The sequence below is a fragment of the Caulobacter sp. AVps16 genome, assembly GCF_058681455.1.
Genome location: NZ_CM178739.1, coordinates 1,192,354 through 1,210,402, shown reverse-complemented (window position 1 = coordinate 1,210,402; position 18,049 = coordinate 1,192,354). Strand labels below are relative to the sequence as shown.

The following is an 18,049-nucleotide window of genomic DNA, read 5'->3' as shown; positions in this document are numbered from 1 at the left end:
GTCTTGTTGGACACCGGTTATCAGGCCCGCGCCTGTTTGCAACCTTGCCCCTACGGCGGTACACCGGAGACAGGGCATGACACCGGTTTCCAAAAACAAGGCCCACGACGTCTGGTTAGGGGAGAAGCAGCCGTGATCAAGGCAATGATTCTGGGCTGGATGGGCGGTGCCCTCCTCCTGGCCGGCACGGCCACGGCCGCCTCCAAAGAGCAGCCGGCCCTGCTATTCCATCTGTCGGGCGACCAGGGACTGGTCGCTGATACGGCCGCCGGCGACGCCATCCCCAATTTCAGCGACAAGGTGACGCCGATCGCCGACGGCGCGTTCGGCAAGGGCTTTCATGCCGAGGACGACGGAGTCGTCGCCTGGAACGCGCCCGGCAATGTTCAGGCCCAGCGCGGGTCCCTCGCCTTCTTCTGGCGCTCAGGCTACCCGGTCGGCCAGGCCCCGTTCGTGATCTTCCGGGTCGGTTTCGCCGACCACAGCAGCTGGGACATGGCCTTCCTGCGGATCGACTGGAACGGCGCGGGCTTTGACGCCTTCGTCACCGACAACGGTCTGGCGCGCACCCGCGTCTCGTTCAAGCTGGACAAGGCCCCGAAGGCTGACGCCTGGACCCATCTGGCCTTCACCTGGGATGAAACCACCGGCGTTCAGCTGTTTGTCGACGGCAAGCCGGCCGCGCGCCGCGATCGCAAGGCGATCTATGATGCCGGCCTGGACCAGTTCGGCGTCGCGGCGCGGGTGATCGCGCCGCACCAGGTCCAAAGCCGCTACAACTTCCTGCGCGGCGGAGACCTGGATGAGCTCCGCGTCTATGACCGCCCGCTAGAGGCGGCCGATTTCGCTGCCCTGGCCAGGAACGCGCCAACCGAAACGCCGGCCCCGGTCGCCCTGCTCAGCGATCCGGCGACGCGCGCGGCCTGGCGTCTGCGTTATGGCTGGAACCGCGAGAAGGACCTGCCGCCCTATCTGGCCGCGCCCTCGACGCGCATCCGCAAGGTCGAGTTCACTGACGCCAAGGACATCAAGCAGTGGATGTGGCGGGCCAATGACGGGATTCCTGAAACCACCTGGCCCGGCGTCTATAACCGCTCGCGTCTGGAAGGCCGCAACGACTACTTCCAACTGCCGGACTGGAACGTCTATGTCGAGGGCGGCAAGACGCTGAAGCAGTCCCTGCCCGACGAGCCCATCAACCGCCTCGAGATCCAGGGCCCGGCCTATGGCGAGCTGACCTGGACGCCCGCAGCAGGCGGCAAGCCGACCAGGCTGGGCCACCGTGACAGGAACCAGGGCCGCACCGTCACCACCCTGGCCACCGCCGTGAAGGGCGGCGTGATCAGCTTCACCAATACGGCCCAGGAAACCCCGATCCAGGAGCTCTGGGCCTATAATGTGTCGGAGGGCCTCGAGCCGGCCGGTGCCTTCAAGATGAGCTACACGGTTCGCGCCGATGCAGAGCCCGACTATCTGAACCTGGCGGATCTCAAGCGCTACATTGCCGGCCGCCATCCGGTTGCGGAGCGCGCCACCGTGGTGGCCCTGCCGGAGGGTGCCCCCAGCCGCAAACGAAGCTCAGCCAAGGGACCGGTCTCAGGCCTGCCGATCGTGCATGTGCTGATCCCGTCGAATTTCGGCGACGCGCCGGCCAATCTGCCGCTTGCCCGCAACTGGGCCTATGGCTGGGAAAACGTGCGCGACGGCCTCGACGGTATCGCCATCGACATTCCGGCGCTCAACATCGCCGCCTCAGACGGCGAACTCGTGCCACTGAACATTCAGATCAAGGATCCGATCTGGCCCGGCCGCAACATGATCGATGTCAGCGTTTCGGTGAAGCCGGGCGAGGCCCGCACCGTCTGGCTGGACCTGCGCGACCGCATCCTGACCGCCGACAGTCTCTATCTGACCCTGGCCTCCGCCAGCGACGCGTTCGGCCCCCAGGCGCTGGACGGGACGAAGATCAGGCTGGTCTTCAAGGATCGTGACCTGGCCAAGGCCGAGCATATCGCCGACCGCTTCAACCAGATGAAGGACAACTGGGCCTTCCTGGTCGAGGAGCACACCACCTCCAAGCGTCAGGGCCTCTACCGCCGCCTGGATGCCGACATGACGGACCTGCTGCGGGTCGATCCCGATCACCAGCAGGGCCGCGAATACTGGGGCGACATCACCTATGGCAGCCAGGGCTGGCCGAGCTTCGAGCAACCCAAGGCCCCGGAAGGCACGCCACTCTGGGCCTTCCGCCAGTCGCAGGACCTGAAACGGGTCAGTCAGTTCGTCAACTGGTGGATCGACGAGCGTCAGTCGGAATATGGCGACTTCGGGGGCGGGATTTCCGACGATACCGACCTGACACAGCAGTGGCCGGGCCTGGCCCTGATGGGGGTCGAGCCTGACAAGATCCGCAGTTCCCTGAACCGCCTTGCGGACGCCGCCCATCGCAACGGCATGTTCACCGAAGGCCTGCCGACCATCACCACCGACGAGCTTCACGTCTATGAGGAAGGCATCAATTCTGATGCTGAATCCCTGTACCTCAACTACGGCGACCCGCTGGCCGTCGAGCGGATGATGGCCACCGTGCGTGGCCTGCAGCGGGTGGTAGAGACCAACCCGGCCGGCCACCTGCACTTCAATTCCAACTGGTTTGGCGGCAAGACCATCTATCGCGAAGCCCCCTGGGAATGGTCCAAGCCCTATTCCTACCTGATCCTGCACCCCGCCATCCTGCTGGGGACCTATAATGGCGACCCGCAGTCGCGGGCCATGATCATCGGTCTTGCCGACGGCTATCTGGCCCATCAGGCCAAGGACGGCAGCTTTCCCAACGAGATCAACTGGCGCAGCGATGCCGAACGCGGCGGCACCATGCTGCAGGGTTCGGGCGCCGGTTCGCCGATGCAGATCTTCTGGGCGGCCTATCGCTTCACCGGCGATGCCCGATATCTCAAGCCCATTCTCTGGCGCGTCGACAAGAATGGCCCGCGAACGATCGCGGACCTGACCGAGAATGTCCTGGTCGCACTCGACAAGCACGCCACCTGGGGCGAGGCCCTGACCCGGCGCGCCGAGACCGGGGGCGATTTCGAGCGCTTTGCCGCCTGGCAAATGACCGGGGACAAGGCCCACCTCGAGCGGCTCTATGCCGATGAGATCAAGTGGAACAGCCAGCACATGGCGATGCTGACGGAAGGCCACTGGTGGTCGGATCGCGTCGAGCTGCCCAGCGACCTGCTGCAGCGCTCGCGCCTCGGCGGGATCGCCCTGAAGCGCAACCTGCTCTATCCGGGTCACCTGGTCAGCTGGCGCTTCGACGGCGAGACCCGCGGCGAAGACGTGGCGATCCTGATCCAGGACACGACGCCCGGGCGCTTCAAGGTTCTGGCCCATAACCTGACCGGCAAGCCGGTACAGGCCGACATGACCGGCTGGGGTATTGCCCCCGGTCAGTGGACCCTGCGGCAGGGCCTCGACACCAATGGCGATGATGCCCTCGATGGCACAGCCGAGACGCGTGACCTGACGTTTGAACGGACACGGACCGTGCGTCTGACCCTGCCACCCGGCCAGACCAGCGTCATCGAGATGGCCCTGAAAACGCCGGGCGATGACCCGGCAGGGCGCGCCGATCTGGGCGTGGGGCGTGGCGATGTCACGGTCAAGGGCTCCAGGGTCAGCGTCGCGATCCACAGCCTGGGGGCCAAGGACGCCCTGGCGGCCCGGCTTGATCTGATCGATGCCGCCGGCCAGGTCATCGCCTCAACGCCGACGCCGGCGCTCAAGGCCCCCGCGGACCTCAAGCCGAAGGTGGGGCGCGTGACCCTGACCGCGCCTGCCGCCCTGAAGCCGTCAGGCCTGCGCCTGCGCCTTGTCACCGACCAGCCCCAGATCACGAGCCTCAATGACGAGGTTGGCGTGCCATGACTGACCCGATCCAGCCGCCCGAGGAATCCGAAGCCATGAAATCCACTGCTCTTGCCGCTGCCCTGGCCGTGGCCCTTGTCTCTCCCGCCATGGCGCAGACCGCCACGCCGCCCTCGGCACCGCCCGTCTATCCGCCCTATGGCCGCTCGGTGACCCTGGCCGAGGCCAAGATCGCCGTCGCCGCCGCCCAGGCCGAAGCCGTCAAGAACGGCTGGTTCATGGTCATCACCGTGGTCGAGCCCAATGGCGCGCTGGTGGTGAGTGAAAAGATGGACGGCACGCAGTACGGCTCAAACGATGTGGCGCGCCGCAAGGCCGAAACCGCCGCCAACTTCCGCCGGCCGACGCTCTTTTTCCAGGACGCGGTCAAGGGCGGGACGCTGAACGCCATCTTCACCGGGGCCCTGGCCATCGAGGGCGGCGAGCTGCTGATCGTCGATAACCGCATCATTGGTGCGATCGGCGCGTCGGGCGGAACGGGTGCCCAGGACGGCGTGGTGGCCCGTGCCGGCGCGGCGGCCCTGGCCAAATAGACGACTCCGGAAGGGCGGGGTCGGCAACACCCCGCCTTTCCACGGCTCGTCAGGCCGGAGCGAACTCCCTGGCGAACATGGCTTCGTAACCAGCGATCAGCGCTTCGGACTCCGGTGCGATCAGACGTGCGATTCCGGCCGCGAAGCTGACCGGCGCGATACCGGCGGCGCTCACGATCCTGCCGGAGGTCACCGCTCTCGCCTGATCGACGTACCGGGTGCCGCCCCCATAGCCGGGAGCCTGCTCCCCCAGCCAGTCCTTGCCATTGGAGGTATGGTCGCGACCGTCAAACAGCCTCGCTCGGGCCGCGGCGACGGTGCCCGCGCAGATCGCGCCGACGATCTTGCCGTCGGCGACGGCCTGCCGCAGCAGCCCGAACACCGCCTCATCGACAAAGCCTGTCCAGGCTTCCGAACCGATTAGCAGGAAGACGTCGGCGTCGGACAGGACCGGATCGTCAAACCTGTAGTCTGCAGCAGCCAGCAGGCCGCCGATTGAGGTCTGGGGCTCACCATCCGGCGTGGCGACCTCGATCTGGACGCCCAGATGCTCACGCAGAAGCGCCAGGACCGGCCCAGCCTCCCAATCGGCCCAGCCCGGTTGCAGAAATGCGACGGCAACAGTCATCGGCCTCCCCTAACGCAGCTTCACGGCGGTGCCGGCGGCGGTGACCATCAGCATGCCGCCGTCAGGGCCCAGCGACTCATAGTCGAGATCCACGCCCACCACGGCGTCCGCGCCCAGGCGGCGGGCCTCATCGTTCATTTCCTTCAGGGCGATGTCACGCGCCTCGCGCAGGGCCTTCTCGTAACCGCCCGCGCGCCCGCCGATGATATTGGTAATGCCGGCGAAGATGTCGCGGAAGATGTGCGCGCCGATGATCGCCTCTCCCGACACCACACCCAGGGTGGCAGCGGTTTCGCGCTCGGCGATCGAGGGGGTGGTAGAGGTCAACATCGGCTCGTTCCTTCCTGATGGGCGTCTTCGACTCTACCCGATTGGCTCCGGGCACCCTACACTGGGTGTCATGACAGACGCCGCCCTCCGATCTACCGCCGGTTTTGACCTGACCCCGCCCAACGAGGCCGAGCGCGCGCGCCTCGAGGGCGACCTCACCGCCGAAGAGGCGCGGGTTCTGCTGCAGCACGGCACCGAGGCCCCCTTCTGCGGCGGTCTGCTGGGCGAGAAAAGCCCGGGTGTCTATGGCTGCCGCCTGTGCGGCCTGCCCCTGTTCCGCCACCAGACCAAGTTTGAGAGCGGCACCGGCTGGCCCAGCTTCTATGCGCCCTTTGCCGAAGATCATGTCCGGGCGATCAAGGACAGCTCCTATGGCATGACCCGCATCGAAACCCGTTGCGCCCGTTGTGACAGCCACCAGGGACACGTCTTTCCGGATGGCCCGCCCCCCACGCGCCTGCGTTATTGCATCAATTCGGTGTCCCTGCAGTTTGTGAAGGCCGGCGATCCCCTGCCCGACCCCCTGCATCGCGGCGATCCTGCGGGCGACTGATCCGGGCCTTCAGGTTCTCTATATTCCTACCGAATTGATCTGGTTTGAATGCGCTGCTGCAAAAGGGTTTGGCTCTGGCCATCCCCCCTTTCGGAGGCCGCATCATGATCAGTATCCACGCATCGCACCGGCCTCGCCTGGCGCAGGACGACGGCCCGCCCATTCTCATCGTGCCAGGACTGTACAATTCCGGCCCGGACCATTGGCAGAGCCATTGGGAGCGCGACCTGCCCGGCGCGGAACGTGTCGAGCAGACGGACTGGGAACGTCCGGCCCTTGGCGACTGGACGATCAGCCTGGCAGAGGCCGTTCGGAAGAATCCCGGTGCCATACTGGTCGCCCATAGCCTGGGCTGCGCCCTGGTCGCCCATCTCGCCCAGGTGACCGGCGGGCGGGGTATCGGGGGCGCCTTGCTGGTCGCGCCGGCCGACGTCAACCAGGAGGGCCCCGTGGGTCGCCTGCTGACGGGCTGTTCGCCAATCCCGCGCCAGCGCCTGCCCTTCCCCAGTACGGTCGTGGCCAGTCGCAACGACCCCTTTGTCGAGATCGAGCGGGCCCAGGCCTTCGCCCGAGGCTGGGGCGCGAAATTCATCGATCTGGGTCAGGCGGGCCACATCAATGTCGCCTCTGGCCATGGCCCCTGGATCAAGGGCCGCGCCCTGCTGGCGGACCTGATCCGAGAAGTGAGAGTTGCTCGCCTTGGCTGACCGACGAAGCAAGCGTTGCAGTGCCACGTGGCCGTATCTGGATTAGCCAATCTGAGCTTCAGCCCAGACGATGAAGACCCACGGCCAAATCCTTCAGATGACGCGACTGTTCTGCATCATCCTTAGTAAGTGGCCCGTCAAACTGAACGCCAATCCAGGCCCTGATTGCAGAGAGCGGCAGATTTTTTCTGCTCCTGCCAAGGATCACAACCTGAATGCGCCCGTTTTCACGCTTGGCACTGTCAAGCTTTTTGCGCGTCGACGGCCTCTGCCAGGGCCAGCTTGGTCTTCGAAAGCTCGTCTTCCAGCTGACTCACGCGCATCTCCAGGTCCTGGCACTCCTTGATCCAGGGCCACCGATCATTAGCGCGCGGACTCGGAAGGCTGAGCTTCAAGAACCTGAATAGAGCCTGCGCCTTTTCGCGCTCGTCAGGTAATGGCTGCGCCATGGCTTCTTCATAAATGCCCACGAGACGGTCCAGCATGGGTTCCAGAGAGGCCATTTGACGCGCCTGGTCTGAAACCTGACGCGCATCATCGGGATCGTAACGCTCAATCTCTGCTGAAATCAAAGCTTGGGTCAACATCGGCGAAAGTGACCTCAGCCCAAAGTTCAGATCCCTCAACCGGGGCAGGTTGGTCGTCGTGACCATGCCGCCCAGGCCCCGAGCATCAAGAAGAATTACTGCGCAACCGGCACAGAGGGCTTCCAACGCCATCCGCGCCGTCGCGAACACGACATCGTACTTGAGGAGCTCGAATTCGGGGTGAGCGATAACCTTGTCGCCGACACCGATCACATCGAGTTGCATGCCGAATTTTCGGCATACAGCTTCGAGCATGGGAACATGGGTCTGGAACTTCGTGAAAGCCAGGGCCTTCAAAGGCCTGACTGGTAGAGGCACAGAGCGCGGGACGTATCGCGAAAGATCGACACTATTGTGAAGGATCTCGACGCGCTTCTTGTCTATGCCTTCGCTATGGACCAGGCGATCATGGACGGCCTGATCTACAGCAAGATAGCGATAGACCTGCGGGAAATCGGCAGGCTTTTCTTGCCAGAATGCCCAGGCGTGGCACATTTGAACGGCAGGCACCTCCGGGAAGTGGATTAATGCCTCTGCCGTCTGGATGAAGTGTTGGCCGTGAATCACATCCGGCGGGTCAGTGATGAGAGAGAGATCATTGACAACGGCGACACCTCTTTCTCGCAATTCTGCAGCAGGCGTCCCCAACACCGGTGAGTAAACAATAGGCCTGTGGCCGCGCTTCAACAAACCCAGAGAGATATCGCGTATCACCGTTTCAGTACCGCCACGACGCTGTAGCCAAACGTTGGTGAGCAGAACTTTTAGAGGTCGTTGGGCCGTACCGGTCACGCTCTGACATCCCTTGATTGATACGCGACAAGGCCACCAACTAACGGACCAATATGGTCCTTGTAGGTAATAAGTGTCTTGAAAACGCCGGAAGCCACCAAGGGAGCGGCGGCGATCTCGTATTGCGGGGTGACGCTCGGAGCCTTCAAGGCCTCAAGACCACTTGGCCGGTCATATAAAGCTTCACGATCAAGCAAACCGGGATCAATCTGGAGCAGTCGGTTGACCTCAAAGCTCAGCTCCGTCGCGCCGGCAACAGCCGACGCTTTGCGCTCAAGCTGGGCCGGACTCAGGACTATGGCTTCGAGCGGCTGCTGCACCCTGGTGCGAGATCCTCGAAATTCGATATCAAAGTCGAGGTGCCTGATTTCACGCTTCAGGATGCGGCCCGCTCGCTGCGCCGCTAGCGTTGAAATCATGCTGCAGAGGTCATGGACCGGGGAGTATTCTTCGATCGGATCACTGACAATTTGCTCCGCCAAATTGTCGACGAGGGCCGACGTCATGACGTCGAGCAGGCGGGTGAAAAAGCCCAGATCCTGGGCAAGGATCGCTGAATAGAATTCTCGATCACCGGCAAGACCGAACAGCGGCCCCGGCGTAGCACCGGCCGCCTTGATAAGCCTTCTGGATGCCTCGAGCCTGGGCGGCGCAGCCCGGCTTCCGGAACCATCCGTCCAGATCAGGACCAGGGGCTTTTCACGTTCCATCCAGCAATGGAGCAGAAGTTCATGGCCGGGATGGGCAACGGCAAGGACAGTTCTGAGCGGCATTTCAGAGCTCTAATCTGTAGTAATTTATCAAAAAATCTAAGCAGTTTTAGAGCCGAAATCACACGTGCCGGTTGCCTTCAATGCAAAACTTCTCAACACAACATTACTGCAGATTTGTTTGAGAACTCATACTAAACTAATATTGAACGATTCAGTTCGTTACCAAGGTGGAAAACTTGAGTTTCAAGTTTCTGGTGCGGGCGGTCGGGGTCGAACCGACACTCCTTTCGGAACCGGATTTTGAGTCCGGCGCGTCTACCAGTTTCACCACGCCCGCAGACTTCGCATTTCGCGAAGGGCCGTCTCTCTAGCAGGCGTCCGAGGTGAATTCCAGTGGCGAGACGACTGGCCTAGGGTTGGCCACCAGGAGATTCTCGCCATGCCTCGACCCGGCCCTCGAAACCTGATCACGGACGTGCCGGGACTGACCGTTGGGTCCGCCCAGGACGAGTCCATCCGCACCGGCGTCACCGTGATTCTCTGCCCTGAGGGCTGGAACGCGGCCGTCGATGTTCGCGGCGGTGGCCCAGGCGTGCGCGAAACCGACACCCTTGCGCCAGAAAACAGCTTCAGCCGGGCCCACGCCATCTGCCTCTCCGGAGGTTCGGTCTTTGGCCTTGGCGCAGCGGACGGAGTCGCCAGCTACCTGTCAGTCAAGGGAATCGGAGTCCGCCTGGCGGCCGGGCCGGTAGCCATCCCCATTGTGCCGGCCGCCGTTCTTCACGACCTGGCCAACGGCGGCGACAAGTCATGGGGCCTGACGCCCCCCTACCGAGAGCTGGGCCAGGCCGCTGCTGCCGCCGCCGATCACAGCTTTGAACTCGGCGCAGTCGGAGCCGGTCGCGGGGCCAGGGCCGGCCTCGTCAAGGGTGGGCTGGGCTCAGCCTCGATCGACCTCGGCGGCGGCCTGATCGTCGGCGCTCTGGTCGCGGCAAACCCCATCGGCGCGGTCTATATGCCGGACGGCGAAACCTTCTGGGCCTGGCCGTTCGAGATCGATGGCGAGTTCGGCGGGCGCACACCACAGGGGCCTGTCTCCGCGACGGAACCCCTGCCCGACGAATCAAAACTCGGCGCGGCCGGCCGCCTGCGGGCCGGGGCCAACACCACCTTGGCGGTCATTGCGGTCACAGCAGACCTGTCCACGGCCGAGGCCAAGAGAGTGGCGATGATGGCCCACGACGGCATGGGCCGCGCCGTCAGGCCGGCCCATACCAGTTTCGATGGGGATGTAGTCTTCGCCCTGGCCTCAGGCCAGGTCGAATTGCCCCGCGACCCTGGCACCCGGCCGGTCGAGGTTTCACGGCTGGGATCAGCGGCGGCGGATTGCCTGGCCCGTGCGATCGCCCGCGCTGTCTATGAAGCGCGGGATTTCAGGGAATTATAGTCTCACCGCCCGCCAGTTGGGTCGCTGTGACCTCAAGCCGGCCCAGGAGGCGCTTCAGGGTCACCACCTCGCTGGGGGCAAGGCCTGACAGCAGGGCCGCTTCATAGGCCAGGGCCATGGGAGCGATCTCGGCGAACAGGCGCCGGCCTGCGGCGGTCAGTTCCAGCCGGTGGGATCGACGATCCGCCCTGACCGTCGTGCGATTGACCAACCGCCTTTCCACCAGATCCTGGGCCGCGCGACTGACCCGGACCTTGTCCATGGCCGTGCGGGTTACGGCGGCGTGGGGCGTCAGACCCCCTTCAGCCAGAACAGACATCAGCCGCCATTGTGGAATGGTCAGGCCGAACCGGTCCTCATAGGCGCGCGCGATCAGCCGGCTGACCGCCGCCGCCGCCGTCACCAGGCGATACGGGACATAGTCGGCGAGGCTCAGCGCCTCTTCGGGTGCCACAGGCACCGCCGTCGTCAGGGAAGAGACCGTTGCGGTCATGACCCGTTCCTTTCGTCCTCCCGGGCGTGGTCGCCCATTGGAAGACGATCCTTCGCCAATCCTTGCGTCGTCACGACGACCCGCCGGGTCTCCGTGCATCTCGCGGCAAACTGATGTCACGCCCTGGCGGCGAGAACCACAATCGTCGAATCTCTCGTGCGACACAATCGGCGCATTTCGTGCGTCGGTTGTGCATTCGCGGCACAACTCGCCCGTGCCGTGGGCAGAGACCCGTCCCTAGTGGTGTGAGAGATCTTTCAGCTTGTTGTCCGGAAACGGTGTCGTGCTGGTCAGGGCCGCCTGGCAACGCTCGAGCTCCAGAAGGCAGTCGCCGCGGCTCCAGAAATCCGAAAACTCGACCACCGCCATCCGCACCTGCTTGGAAAAATCCTTGTGATCCAGAACCTTGGGTTCCGGCTCGGCATGGTGATCGTCCGCAGGCTTGGGCGGGCTGGGAGGATTGGAAATCACCACGGTCTGGCCACCGATCCGTGGGCCCAGAATCGTGACATTCGGCGCGGCCGCTTCGATCACCGCAACGACACAGCGCTCGCACTGGCAGGTGGGATCATGGCCGCCATGACCCACCGTCCCGTGTCCACCATGGTCGGCCACGCCATGGGCATGCGGCTGGCCATGCCCATGGCCATGACCATGACCACCGCCGTGCCCATGGGCGTCCTTGCCACCCTTGTCCTTTTCCTCAGCCGGCTCGCCCTTAAGCGCCTCGGCCAGACCCTTCATCGCCTTGGCGCAGGGGCCGCCGAACTGCAGGAGCGGCCCGATACGCCTTTGTACTTCCTCGACCAGTTCCTGGGTCTTGGAGACCAGCTCGCCCGAAGGCGCGCTCGTCGCTGCGACGCACTTGGCCTTGATCGCATCATGGATGGTCTTGGCAACGCCGCGCGACTGCTCACCCCTGTCCTTGCGGCCCAGGTTTCGCCCCACGGCAAAGGCCAGGGCCGCTATGACCACGGCGGCCAGCACCAGACCCGCCAGCAGGGTCGGGTCAAAGATCGGGATGGGCTGATCGACCGGAAACTCTGACTGGTACACCAACCCCTCCCCATACTGCGGCGACACCATGATGGCGCGACTTATGGTTAACGCAAGCCAAGACCACTTGCACCCTGAAGCTTGTCACCCTTTGCGGGAAATCACGCCCCTGGCCCGCGCGCCCTGATCATATCGTGACGGTCCGCCATAGACGGCGACCTCACAGAGGATGTCGCCACCTTCATCGGCGACCCACAGATAGTTCCGCTCCACCTCGACATCGCGGCCGGCCGGTGAAATGCCCTCGAACGTGTCGCCCCAGGGAATCACCTTGGACAGGTCGCGCCAGCTGAGGGTCATGGCGCGGCTCAGCTCATCGGCCGCCATGGCGTCAAGATCGGGGTCGCTCATCGGTCGGCCAGGCTCTGAAACGGAGGAATCGCGCAAAAAGATGCGCCGCGGGCGTCGCCTCGACAACTGTTGGAGCGCAGGATAGGTCGCGGAACAAGGCAGGAGACCAAGATGGGCGTTCCCAAGGGCAAGCGCGACTTTCGTGACGAAGACCGACTCGATCCCCGCGAACGTCACCAAGTCGAGTACTGGATGAAGCGCTGGGGCGTGACCAAGGACCAGATCGTCGCCGCCCACCGCAAGGTCGGCAATTCCATCAAGGATATCGGCGCGGAACTGGGCAAGAAGCGCTAGCTAGCGCTTGTCCCGTTGGAAGGCCTTGGCTTCCGCCGCCAGGGACGTCAGGGCTGGATCGGTCGCATCCGGCTCGGGCGCGAACGGCAGGCTGCCGGCCACGCCGCGCAGGGCCAGCCAGAGCGGATGGCTGAAATGGCCCAGAATCCGCAGCGGCCGCCGCTTGTCATCGGTCACATCCCAGCCTTCCCGTTCGAACTGGTCGGCCTGATCGCGCATCGACTTGATGTCGATGCCGTCCCAGCCTTCCGGATCCGGAATCTGGGCGGCCTCGTCGGCGGTCAGTCCGAAGGTGTCCCGCGCCAGTTGATCGATCTCCGGGAACTCCCGCCGCGCCTCGGGATCGGCGAAGGCAGGCTTCATCAGGGCCCTGTGTTCAAGGTCGGCAAAGCCGGGCAGATCGATCAGGCGACGCAGGGTCACGTTCAGGACTCGGCGATATCGCGGAAATAGGGAACCACTTCGCCCTGCAGCTTGATGGTCATCGGATTGCCCTTGCGGTCGAGCGTCTTGCCGGCCGTCACCCGGACCCAGCCTTCGCTGACGCAATACTCGTCAACATTGGTCTTCTCGACCCCCTTGAAGCGGATCCCCACGCCGCGTTCGAGAAGCTCGGCATTGTAGAAGGGGCTGTCGGGATTGGTGGCCAGACGGTCAGGAGGGGTATCGCTCATCGGATCGGCTTTCGAAGATGTCGTGGGCGCAAGCCCTTGAACGCGGGTGATAACCATCCGCCACCGGAAATCCAAGCGCCGCGACGCCAGCCCGACCCATGGTGCCCGATCCCGGAGGGAGATGGGCATCATTCTTGTGCCGGGAAATCGATCATGGCTGGGGACAATGGCCGCGCCCCCTGCTAGCTAAAGGGGTCACCAAACCGGAGTTCGCATGCTGCGTCGCCTGTACGATTGGGTCATGGGACTGGCCGCCTCGCGCCACGCCCCGAAGAGCCTGTTCGCCATCTCCTTTGCCGAAAGCTCATTCTTCCCCATTCCGCCAGACGTGATGCTGGCCCCAATGGTTCTGGCGCGCCCTGACCGGGCCTGGTCCTATGCCACGATCTGCACCCTGGCCTCGGTTCTGGGGGGTGTCCTCGGCTACGCGATCGGATTCTTCCTGCAGGATTTCGGCATCTGGCTGATGGCTGCGACCGGCCACGCCGGCGGCCTGGCCGAGTTCCAGTGCTGGTATGACAAGTACGGGGTCTGGGTCATTCTGGCCAAGGGCGTGACGCCCATTCCCTACAAGCTGGTGACCATTGCCTCTGGTCTGGCGGCCTTCAGCTTCCCGATGTTCATCATCGCCTCGGTGATCACGCGCGGCGCACGCTTCTTCCTGGTCGCCTGGGTGGTCAAGAAGTTCGGCCCCGCCCTGCTCCCGGTGATCGAACGCCGCCTCGCCCTTTTTGCCGGCGGCCTGTTCGTGCTGCTTGTGATTGGCCTGATGGCGAGCCATTTCCTGGGCGGCAGCAGCGGTGGTGCCTGCGCGGTATGACCAGCGACCTCAACGATCCCAAGGCGACAGCCGTCGGCCTCGCGCTTGAGGAAGCCCCCGTCCTTGACCCCGTGCGCGGTCCTTTGCCGGCCGAGGCCGTCGCGCCGGTCAGGGCCCCGATCATCGCAAAGGCCCTCGACGCCTGGCCGCTGGTTGCCCTGGTGGCCAGCGCCAGCCTGCTGGCGACCGCCCATGCCTTCGAGACCTTCGGCAAGCTCTATCCCTGCACCCTGTGCCTGAAACAGCGCGAGGTCCTCTGGGTGGCGGGCACCGTCGCCCTGGTCGCCCTGGCCGCACGCTACAGCCCGTGGGCCGCGAAGCTGCGTCAGCCGTTCGACCTACTGCTCGCCGCGGTCTTTCTCTATGCGGCCGGGCTCGCGGCCTTTCATGCCGGGGTCGAGTGGAAGTGGTGGCCCGGCCCTACCACCTGCAGCGGCGGCACGGTCGCGGCCGCCGGCGACCTGGTGGCCATGCTCAAGGGCGACAAGATCAAGCCCCCCGCCTGCGACAAGGCCGCCTGGGTCTTTCTAGGTCTTTCCATGGCCGGCTGGAACGCCCTGATTTCGCTGGGTCTCTCGGGTGCCAGCCTCGCGGCCGGCCTGCGCAAGTCAAAGGCAACCTCGTGAGCGGACCCGCGCCGCGTCGACCGGGGGCCGGGGCTGCGCGCGCGCGCCTGGCCGAGATTCTCCGCGTTGATCAGGCCGGGGAACTGGCCGCAGTCCATATCTATCGGGGCCAGGCTGCGGTCATGCGCGCCAGTCCCGGCCGCGAGCGGCTGGCAGAACAGCTGCAGGAGATGGAAGGCCATGAACAGGTCCATCTCACTCGCTTCGACCAGCTTCTGACCGAGCGCGGGGTTCGTCCGACCTTGATGTCGCCGGTCTGGCGGGCGGCCGCCTTCGCCCTCGGAGCGGGCACGGCCCTGCTGGGCGACAAAGCGGCCCACGCCTGCACCGAGGCCGTCGAAACGGTCATCGAAAAGCACTATGCCGCCCAGATCACCGAACTGGCCGATCGCGATCCCGACCTCGCCGCTGAACTCTCGAAGTTTCGCGACGACGAGTTGGCACACCGGGACCTGGCCGTTGAGGAAGGTGCCCATGACGCCGTGGCCTATCCCCTGCTGACGGCCGTGATCCAGGCCGGTTGTCGGGCGGCGATCAAGATCAGCGAGAAGATCTGACCCCCTTGGCGTAACGTCCGCCCCGGCCTACCCATGGCGACCATCATGCCGTGCCGGGGGTCCTGCTTGTCCTGCTCTTCCAATCCGCTGGTCGCCGTGGCCCTGACCACGGTCCTGATGCTCGGCAGTGATCTGGCAACAGCCGAGGTTCGGCACGCGTCCCCAAAGACCACCGCCCTCACTCTCGGGACCGGCGGCGAGGTTCCGGCCGAGCAGCGCGACATGAGCCTCGAGCATGTCGACCTGGGCCTGAAGGTGATCCCCGCCCGCAAGGCGATCGAGGGCGATGCCACCCTGACGATCAAGGCGCGGGGTCCGCTGAGCCGACTGGTCCTCGACCTTGACCGGAACCTGCCGGTCAGCCTGCTGGCCCTCGATGGCAAGCCCCTGGCTGCCGGCACCTGGAGCAATCCCGAAGGCAGGCTCACCATCACCTTGCCAGCGCCCCTGGCCAAGGACGAGACGGTCAAGCTCCGGATTCGCTATGCCGGGGTCCCGCATGAGGCGAAGCGCGCGCCCTGGGATGGCGGCTTTGTCTGGAAGACGACGAAGTCTGGCGAACCCTGGATTGCGACCGCCGTACAGGGCGACGGCTGCGATCTCTTCTGGCCCTGCATCGACCAACCGATGGGTGAACCCCGACTGGTCGACCTGCACGTTACCGTCCCTGCACCGCTGGTCGCACCGGCCAATGGCCAGTTCCTCGGCATGACCGAGAAGGATGGGTGGCGAACCTATAACTGGCGCGCCAGGTCGCCGAATACCTATGCCATCGCCCTGAACATCGGGCCCTATGTCGAACTGGCTGACAGCTACAGGAGCCGCTTCGGAGACAGTTTTCCGATCCGGTACTGGCACCTGAAGGGGCATGAGGTCGAGGCCAAGGCGCTGTTTGCTGAGTTTGCGCCCATGCTCGACTTCTATGAAGCGATGATCGGCCCCTATCCGTTTCGGGACGAGAAGATGGGCGTCGTCGAAACCCCTCACCTCGGCATGGAGCACCAGACCATCAATGCCTACGGCAATGGCTATGCCAGGGATGTCTATGGCTATGACTGGCTGCTGCAGCACGAACTGGCGCACGAATGGTTTGGCAATCAACTGACCAATGCCGACTGGGACGACATGTGGCTACACGAGGGGCTGGGCACCTACATGCAGCCGCTCTACTCCCAGTGGCTGCATGGCGACATGGAATACATGGCGCGGCTCAATACCCAGCGCGCCGCCATCCGGAACCAGTTCCCGATCGTGGCCGGAAAGGTCATGGCGGAAGATCAGGTCTATGATGCCAAGGTCGGACCGGGCAACGACATCTATTACAAGGGTGCCAACGCCCTGCACACCTTGCGGAGCCTGATCGGCGACGAGGCATTCTTCAAGGCGGTCCGTATCATCGTCTACGGTCGGGCGGACCCCCGGCCCGGCAATTTCGCACCGCGCTATGCCACGACCCGGGACTTCATCAATGCCGTCAATAACGTGACGGGCCAGGATTATGGCTGGTTCTTCAACGTCTATCTCTATGAAGCCGCTGCGCCGGAACTGGTGCAGAGCCATGAGGGCGAAGATCTCGTCCTGAGCTGGAAGGTTCCGGGGAACAAGCCCTTCCCGATGCCGGTCGAGGTTAAGGTCGGAAGCCAGGTCGTTACCCTGCCGATGACGGGCGGAACGGGCCGGGTCCCGGTCGGTGCAATGACGCCGGTCATCGTGGATCCCGCCTCGAAGATCCTGCGTCGCCAGCCTCATGTCGAAGCCTATCAGGCCTGGAAAAAGTCCAAGGACGAGGCCGCAAAGGCCGAGGCCGAAGCTCAAAAGAAGGCCGCCGCCAAGACCGCCAAGGCCAAGCGCAGGGCTAAGACTGCCAAGTCCTGACGGCTCAAGGCGAGACGAATTCAGACTTGGTTGACGATATTCCTTAACGGAACTGGTGTGAGGCTGGGGCTAGAGATCAGCCTTGCCGAGAGCTGGACCATGCTGACGCCCAACCATGTCGTGATCGCCGCTCGCGCCGTTCTGGCCCTTGGTGCCGCGACAGCCACGGCCCTGATGCTGGGACCGTTCCAGGGCCTGGAGGCGGTTCTTGGTCTTACGGACAAGAGCGCCCACGCCCTTGCTTTCGGCGCTCTGACGGCCGTGTCCTTCGCAGCCTTTCCACGGCTTCGCCGCAGCGATCTGGCCCAGGCCGCCCTGATCCTGGGCGGCGCTGCCGAGATCGCTCAGATGTTTGGGGGGCGAACCGCAAGCTTGGCGGACTGGGCCGCAGATGCGGTCGGCATTGGCACCGTCTATGGGGCCAGCCTGATCGAAAGCGCCCGCAAGATGGCCCGCGACCAAGGCCATCTGCCCCTCTCGACGATTATCGCCCTGGATCGCCGCAAGGCCGGAGGCCCCAAGCACCAGCCGATCGCACCCGGTGCAGAGGCCATGCCGGACCGCTTCGCAGAACGGGCCAGCCGGCACTTTCCGCGTCGTCCCGCCGCCTAGCTCAGGTCGCCGCAGCGAGGGCCTCCAGGCCCTCAGGCGTGATCTTCCAGCCCACACGGTCACGTTGTGCGAAGCCGAGATCGGTCAGGGCCCGGGCGTGGCTGATGTTGATCCAGTCGACATCCTCGCCGGCCTGCTTGCGCGCCAGGTTTTTCAGCGCCTCCAACTGACCGTCGGACAGGGCCATCTAGAGGGCGTCCAGGGCGGGTAGATCGCTCGTCTCAGCCGGCCGCGCCGCTTCGCATAGCTTGCGCAGTTGCTTGAGCATGGACGGACCACTGATCTGGCTGGGGGCATCGGAGTAGCCCTCGATCTTCAGCTGCCGTCGGATATCGGAAATGTTGCCGTATTCACCGGACCGCGCCAGCTGGAAGGCGCGTTCGAGAGTGGTTGGTCTGTGGGTCATGGGACACCGTACAGGAGACCACCCCCGACAGCGAGGCCTTGTTCCGGCGAGTCGGCGGGAACAGG

Annotated in this window: 22 protein-coding genes and 1 tRNA gene; 11 read left to right on the top strand and 12 right to left on the bottom strand. The window is 64.5% G+C overall.

Going from position 1 to position 18,049, the window contains the following annotated elements; translation table 11 throughout:
* Positions 1–132: 132 nt before the first annotated feature.
* Positions 133–3,930, top strand: a complete 3,798-nt coding sequence (locus tag ACW17U_RS05830; protein ID WP_492055198.1) for a LamG-like jellyroll fold domain-containing protein — start codon at positions 133–135, stop codon at positions 3,928–3,930.
* 35 nt (positions 3,931–3,965) lie between these two features.
* A complete protein-coding gene (locus ACW17U_RS05825) occupies positions 3,966–4,463 on the top strand; it encodes a GlcG/HbpS family heme-binding protein (protein ID WP_062151562.1) in 498 nt (165 codons plus the stop codon).
* A gap of 49 nt (positions 4,464–4,512) precedes the next feature.
* Here ACW17U_RS05825 and ACW17U_RS05820 read toward each other — a convergent pair whose 3' ends face one another.
* Positions 4,513–5,091 (bottom strand): DJ-1/PfpI family protein, encoded by a 579-nt coding sequence (locus ACW17U_RS05820; protein WP_492055197.1) that lies wholly within the window; start codon positions 5,089–5,091, stop codon positions 4,513–4,515.
* Between the two features lie 9 nt (positions 5,092–5,100).
* A complete protein-coding gene (locus tag ACW17U_RS05815; RefSeq protein ID WP_492055196.1) occupies positions 5,101–5,421 on the bottom strand; it encodes a heavy metal-binding domain-containing protein in 321 nt (106 codons plus the stop codon).
* A 70-nt stretch (positions 5,422–5,491) separates the two neighbouring features.
* Here ACW17U_RS05815 and msrB point away from each other — a divergent pair, with 70 nt between their 5' ends.
* Both msrB and ACW17U_RS05805 read left to right on the top strand, forming a co-directional pair.
* Entirely contained in the window at positions 5,492–5,974 is a 483-nt protein-coding gene (gene msrB / locus ACW17U_RS05810; protein WP_492055195.1) for a peptide-methionine (R)-S-oxide reductase MsrB, read from the top strand.
* Positions 5,975–6,078: 104 nt separating this feature from the next.
* Positions 6,079–6,681 (top strand): alpha/beta hydrolase, encoded by a 603-nt coding sequence (locus ACW17U_RS05805; RefSeq protein WP_492055194.1) that lies wholly within the window; start codon positions 6,079–6,081, stop codon positions 6,679–6,681.
* Positions 6,682–6,923: 242 nt separating this feature from the next.
* Here ACW17U_RS05805 and ACW17U_RS05800 read toward each other — a convergent pair whose 3' ends face one another.
* The 3 genes from ACW17U_RS05800 to ACW17U_RS05790 form a co-directional block, all read right to left on the bottom strand.
* Positions 6,924–8,060, bottom strand: coding sequence for a glycosyltransferase (locus ACW17U_RS05800; RefSeq protein ID WP_492055193.1), 1,137 nt, complete (start codon positions 8,058–8,060; stop codon positions 6,924–6,926).
* Complete coding sequence (locus tag ACW17U_RS05795) at positions 8,057–8,833, bottom strand: hypothetical protein (protein WP_492055192.1); 777 nt, start codon at positions 8,831–8,833, stop codon at positions 8,057–8,059. The genes ACW17U_RS05800 and ACW17U_RS05795 overlap by 4 nt, the downstream gene beginning before the upstream one ends.
* Positions 8,834–9,025: 192 nt before the next feature.
* Positions 9,026–9,110 (bottom strand) — tRNA-Leu (locus tag ACW17U_RS05790).
* Between the two features lie 102 nt (positions 9,111–9,212).
* Between ACW17U_RS05790 and ACW17U_RS05785 the strand changes: the two genes are divergently transcribed.
* The gene (locus ACW17U_RS05785) at positions 9,213–10,220 is read left to right on the top strand and encodes a P1 family peptidase (protein ID WP_492055191.1); all 1,008 of its coding nucleotides are present in this window, start codon (positions 9,213–9,215) and stop codon (positions 10,218–10,220) included.
* Here ACW17U_RS05785 and ACW17U_RS05780 read toward each other — a convergent pair.
* The 3 genes from ACW17U_RS05780 to ACW17U_RS05770 form a co-directional block, all read right to left on the bottom strand.
* Entirely contained in the window at positions 10,207–10,713 is a 507-nt protein-coding gene (locus ACW17U_RS05780; RefSeq protein WP_062147088.1) for a MarR family winged helix-turn-helix transcriptional regulator, read from the bottom strand. The two genes, ACW17U_RS05785 and ACW17U_RS05780, sit on opposite strands and share 14 nt — an antisense overlap.
* Positions 10,714–10,950: 237 nt before the next feature.
* A complete protein-coding gene (locus ACW17U_RS05775; protein ID WP_492055190.1) occupies positions 10,951–11,769 on the bottom strand; it encodes a hypothetical protein in 819 nt (272 codons plus the stop codon).
* Positions 11,770–11,853: 84 nt separating this feature from the next.
* Positions 11,854–12,096: a hypothetical protein gene (locus ACW17U_RS05770; protein WP_492055697.1), complete on the bottom strand. Its 243-nt coding sequence runs from the start codon at positions 12,094–12,096 to the stop codon at positions 11,854–11,856.
* A 135-nt stretch (positions 12,097–12,231) separates the two neighbouring features.
* Here ACW17U_RS05770 and ACW17U_RS05765 point away from each other — a divergent pair, with 135 nt between their 5' ends.
* Positions 12,232–12,414 (top strand): DUF3606 domain-containing protein, encoded by a 183-nt coding sequence (locus tag ACW17U_RS05765; RefSeq protein ID WP_492055189.1) that lies wholly within the window; start codon positions 12,232–12,234, stop codon positions 12,412–12,414.
* On the opposite strand, the gene ACW17U_RS05760 is transcribed toward ACW17U_RS05765, so the two are convergent.
* Together ACW17U_RS05760 and ACW17U_RS05755 are read right to left on the bottom strand one after the other, a co-directional pair.
* Positions 12,415–12,837 carry a hypothetical protein gene (locus tag ACW17U_RS05760; protein ID WP_492055188.1) on the bottom strand — a complete coding sequence of 141 codons (423 nt, stop codon included), beginning with the start codon at positions 12,835–12,837 and terminating at the stop codon, positions 12,415–12,417. It abuts the gene before it with no gap.
* Positions 12,838–12,839: 2 nt separating this feature from the next.
* Positions 12,840–13,088 (bottom strand): DUF3297 family protein, encoded by a 249-nt coding sequence (locus tag ACW17U_RS05755; RefSeq protein WP_062147094.1) that lies wholly within the window; start codon positions 13,086–13,088, stop codon positions 12,840–12,842.
* 214 nt (positions 13,089–13,302) lie between these two features.
* Here ACW17U_RS05755 and ACW17U_RS05750 point away from each other — a divergent pair, with 214 nt between their 5' ends.
* The 5 genes from ACW17U_RS05750 to ACW17U_RS05730 all read left to right on the top strand — a co-directional run bounded on the left by ACW17U_RS05750 (position 13,303) and on the right by ACW17U_RS05730 (position 17,578).
* On the top strand, positions 13,303–13,908 hold the full coding sequence (locus tag ACW17U_RS05750) for a YqaA family protein (protein ID WP_062147096.1): 606 nt from the start codon (positions 13,303–13,305) through the stop codon (positions 13,906–13,908).
* Positions 13,905–14,534: a disulfide bond formation protein B gene (locus ACW17U_RS05745; protein WP_492055187.1), complete on the top strand. Its 630-nt coding sequence runs from the start codon at positions 13,905–13,907 to the stop codon at positions 14,532–14,534. The genes ACW17U_RS05750 and ACW17U_RS05745 overlap by 4 nt, the downstream gene beginning before the upstream one ends.
* Entirely contained in the window at positions 14,531–15,091 is a 561-nt protein-coding gene (locus ACW17U_RS05740) for a demethoxyubiquinone hydroxylase family protein (RefSeq protein ID WP_062147100.1), read from the top strand. Before ACW17U_RS05745 ends, ACW17U_RS05740 begins: the two co-directional genes overlap by 4 nt.
* A gap of 117 nt (positions 15,092–15,208) precedes the next feature.
* Positions 15,209–16,966 (top strand): M1 family metallopeptidase, encoded by a 1,758-nt coding sequence (locus ACW17U_RS05735; RefSeq protein WP_492055696.1) that lies wholly within the window; start codon positions 15,209–15,211, stop codon positions 16,964–16,966.
* Positions 16,967–17,023: 57 nt separating this feature from the next.
* Complete coding sequence (locus tag ACW17U_RS05730; RefSeq protein WP_492055186.1) at positions 17,024–17,578, top strand: VanZ family protein; 555 nt, start codon at positions 17,024–17,026, stop codon at positions 17,576–17,578.
* 1 nt (position 17,579) lies between these two features.
* On the opposite strand, the gene ACW17U_RS05725 is transcribed toward ACW17U_RS05730, so the two are convergent.
* Both ACW17U_RS05725 and ACW17U_RS05720 read right to left on the bottom strand, forming a co-directional pair.
* Positions 17,580–17,765: a hypothetical protein gene (locus ACW17U_RS05725; RefSeq protein ID WP_062147104.1), complete on the bottom strand. Its 186-nt coding sequence runs from the start codon at positions 17,763–17,765 to the stop codon at positions 17,580–17,582.
* Positions 17,766–17,984, bottom strand: coding sequence for a hypothetical protein (locus tag ACW17U_RS05720; protein WP_492055185.1), 219 nt, complete (start codon positions 17,982–17,984; stop codon positions 17,766–17,768).
* Positions 17,985–18,049 lie beyond the last annotated feature (65 nt).

Excerpts from the sequence above, each read along its gene's own strand:
- ACW17U_RS05785 (WP_492055191.1), top strand. The coding sequence starts at position 9,213 with ATGCCTCGACCCGGCCCTCGAAACCTGATCACGGACGTGCCGGGACTG.
- ACW17U_RS05720 (WP_492055185.1), bottom strand. The coding sequence starts at position 17,984 with ATGACCCACAGACCAACCACTCTCGAACGCGCCTTCCAGCTGGCGCGG.
- ACW17U_RS05780 (WP_062147088.1), bottom strand. The coding sequence starts at position 10,713 with ATGACCGCAACGGTCTCTTCCCTGACGACGGCGGTGCCTGTGGCACCC.
- ACW17U_RS05815 (WP_492055196.1), bottom strand. The coding sequence starts at position 5,421 with ATGTTGACCTCTACCACCCCCTCGATCGCCGAGCGCGAAACCGCTGCC.
- ACW17U_RS05795 (WP_492055192.1), bottom strand. The coding sequence starts at position 8,833 with ATGCCGCTCAGAACTGTCCTTGCCGTTGCCCATCCCGGCCATGAACTT.
- ACW17U_RS05755 (WP_062147094.1), bottom strand. The coding sequence starts at position 13,088 with ATGAGCGATACCCCTCCTGACCGTCTGGCCACCAATCCCGACAGCCCC.
- ACW17U_RS05770 (WP_492055697.1), bottom strand. The coding sequence starts at position 12,096 with ATGGCGGCCGATGAGCTGAGCCGCGCCATGACCCTCAGCTGGCGCGAC.
- msrB (WP_492055195.1), top strand. The coding sequence starts at position 5,492 with ATGACAGACGCCGCCCTCCGATCTACCGCCGGTTTTGACCTGACCCCG.
- ACW17U_RS05725 (WP_062147104.1), bottom strand. The coding sequence starts at position 17,765 with ATGGCCCTGTCCGACGGTCAGTTGGAGGCGCTGAAAAACCTGGCGCGC.
- ACW17U_RS05765 (WP_492055189.1), top strand. The coding sequence starts at position 12,232 with ATGGGCGTTCCCAAGGGCAAGCGCGACTTTCGTGACGAAGACCGACTC.
- ACW17U_RS05745 (WP_492055187.1), top strand. The coding sequence starts at position 13,905 with ATGACCAGCGACCTCAACGATCCCAAGGCGACAGCCGTCGGCCTCGCG.
- ACW17U_RS05820 (WP_492055197.1), bottom strand. The coding sequence starts at position 5,091 with ATGACTGTTGCCGTCGCATTTCTGCAACCGGGCTGGGCCGATTGGGAG.
- ACW17U_RS05735 (WP_492055696.1), top strand. The coding sequence starts at position 15,209 with ATGCTCGGCAGTGATCTGGCAACAGCCGAGGTTCGGCACGCGTCCCCA.
- ACW17U_RS05825 (WP_062151562.1), top strand. The coding sequence starts at position 3,966 with ATGAAATCCACTGCTCTTGCCGCTGCCCTGGCCGTGGCCCTTGTCTCT.
- ACW17U_RS05750 (WP_062147096.1), top strand. The coding sequence starts at position 13,303 with ATGCTGCGTCGCCTGTACGATTGGGTCATGGGACTGGCCGCCTCGCGC.
- ACW17U_RS05805 (WP_492055194.1), top strand. The coding sequence starts at position 6,079 with ATGATCAGTATCCACGCATCGCACCGGCCTCGCCTGGCGCAGGACGAC.